Source organism: Caballeronia terrestris, from assembly GCF_001544515.1.
Taxonomy (GTDB): domain Bacteria; phylum Pseudomonadota; class Gammaproteobacteria; order Burkholderiales; family Burkholderiaceae; genus Caballeronia; species Caballeronia terrestris.
In genome coordinates, this window is the sequence record NZ_FCOL02000322.1 from 1 (window position 1) to 1,928 (window position 1,928).

The 1,928-nt window shown below is 64.8% G+C and carries 3 protein-coding genes; all 3 read left to right on the plus strand.

Features of this window, described 5'->3' with window-relative positions; genetic code table 11:
• The first annotated feature begins 32 nt into the window (after nucleotides 1–32).
• Nucleotides 33–680, plus strand: a complete 648-nt coding sequence (locus AWB67_RS37030) for an RraA family protein (protein ID WP_200822413.1) — start codon at nucleotides 33–35, stop codon at nucleotides 678–680.
• A gap of 82 nt (nucleotides 681–762) precedes the next feature.
• Nucleotides 763–1,557: a class II aldolase/adducin family protein gene (locus AWB67_RS37035; protein WP_087660764.1), complete on the plus strand. Its 795-nt coding sequence runs from the start codon at nucleotides 763–765 to the stop codon at nucleotides 1,555–1,557.
• Between the two features lie 2 nt (nucleotides 1,558–1,559).
• Nucleotides 1,560–1,928: Rossmann-fold NAD(P)-binding domain-containing protein (locus AWB67_RS37040; protein WP_510183519.1), on the plus strand; the 369-nt coding region annotated here is incomplete at its 3' end.

A 1,928-nucleotide genomic window follows, 5' to 3' on the forward strand; every position in this document is an offset into this window, starting at 1 on the left:
GCTTTCCTGATCACTTTTTCTCGCGAGCCATCATGCATCAGACTCTGGACAAATCTCTCGTCCGGGCACTGGAAGCCGTCAGCTTCCCGACGCTCGGCCATTTCCTCGAGCATGGATTCGCCGATTCGAGCATCCGCGCGCAAGTGCCGAACGTGAAGGTCGTCGGCCGCGCGGTGACGCTGAAACTCGCGAGCCCGGATGCCATCGCGGTGAATCGGGCGCTGGCGGAACTCGTCGATGGCGACGTGCTCGTCATCGACATGAACGGTGACCACTCGCACGCGCCGGTGGGCGCCGTGACCTCGTGCGCGGCACTCGCCGCGGGTGCGAAGGCGATCATCGTCGATGGCGTCGTCACCGACCTGCTGGAGCTGTGCGAGACGGGACTGCCGGTCTTCGCGCGTGGCACGAGCCTGCTGACAACAAAACGCCTCGATGCCGGCGACGCCGCCTTCAACGAGCCGGTCCTGTGCGGCGGCGTGTTCGTGCAGCCGGGCGCTATCGTCCTCGCCGACGACAACGGCGTGCTCTTCCTCGACGCGGGCACGGCCGCCGAAGTCATCGAGCAGGCGCTCGCCTCCGATCGCGCCGAACCCGCGTTGCTCGCGCGATTGCGGGCGGGCGAAGCGCTTCGCGAGGTGCTGTCATTCGAGGCATCGCCCGAGCATTCGCGCGCTTGATGATCAGGATAAGCACATGCAATTTGACGCGCGCCTCGTCGCCGACGAACACTGACGTGCTGATCAAGGAGAGACATTGAACATGGAAACACTGCAAGAAACGTATCGACACGCAAGCGCCGCGCAATCCGATGGCGACGAATGGAAATACCGCCACGAGCTCGCCGCGCTTTATCGTCTGGTCGCGCACTTTCGCATGACGGACATGATCGACACGCATATTTCAGCGCGCCTGCCCGGCGACACGCCGACGTTCCTCATCAACCGCTACGGCGTGCTCTTCCACGAGATGCGTGCGTCGGATCTTGTCAAGATCGATCACCTGGGCAACGTCATCGACGAGCGCGCAGCAAGCGATCCCGCAGCGTTTCGCGTCAATGCCGCGGGGTTCACGATCCACTCCGCGATTCACACGGCGCGCGAGGACCTGCACTTCGTGATCCACACGCATACGGCGGCGGGGAGCGCGGTGTCGGCACAGGAGCACGGCTTGTTGCCGATCACGCAGCACGCGCTCAAGTTCTTCGAGAAGCTCGGCTATCACGACTATGAGGGCATCGCGCTGAATCACGCGGAACGCGCGCGGCTCGTACGCGACCTCGGACCGCACAAGGCGATGATCCTGCGCAATCACGGCCTGCTCGCCGCCGGTTCCACCGTCGCCGAAGCTTTCCACGAAATCTATTTTCTTGAACGCGCCTGTCAGGCGCAGGTGCAGGCGCTCGCCGGCGGCGCGACGCTCCGGATTCCGCCCGTCGATGTCTGCCGTCTGACCGCGAGCCAGTTCGATCGCGACGAGTCCGGCGAGATCATGGAGATGGCCTGGAACGCCGCCCTGCGCCTGATCGACGGCAGCGCCACCGACTACCGCACCTGACCATGACCAAGCTCGTACTGATCAGCCGCGACTACGACATGTCGCATCTCGCGCCGTCGATCCTGCGCGCGGCGCCCGAACTCGAAGTCGCGATGCACGGCAGCCACGATGCCGCCGATGCCGACGTCGCCGTTTGCTGGAATCCACCCGAAGGCGCGGTCGCGGCGCTGCCGAAGTTGAGGCTCGTGCACAGCATCGCGGCTGGCGTCGACAACATCCTGTGCGATCCGAGCCTGCCGCGCGTGCCGCTGTGCCGCGTGGTCGATCCGCAGCACGCGCGCGGCATGAGCGAATTCGTCACATGGGGCGTGCTGCATTTTCATCGGCAGCTCGATCGCGTGATGGCGAACCAGCGTAACGGCGTGTGGCAT

Coding starts and splice junctions, on each gene's coding strand:
- AWB67_RS37035 (WP_087660764.1), top strand. CDS start 763: ATGGAAACACTGCAAGAAACGTATCGACACGCAAGCGCCGCGCAATCC.
- AWB67_RS37030 (WP_200822413.1), top strand. CDS start 33: ATGCATCAGACTCTGGACAAATCTCTCGTCCGGGCACTGGAAGCCGTC.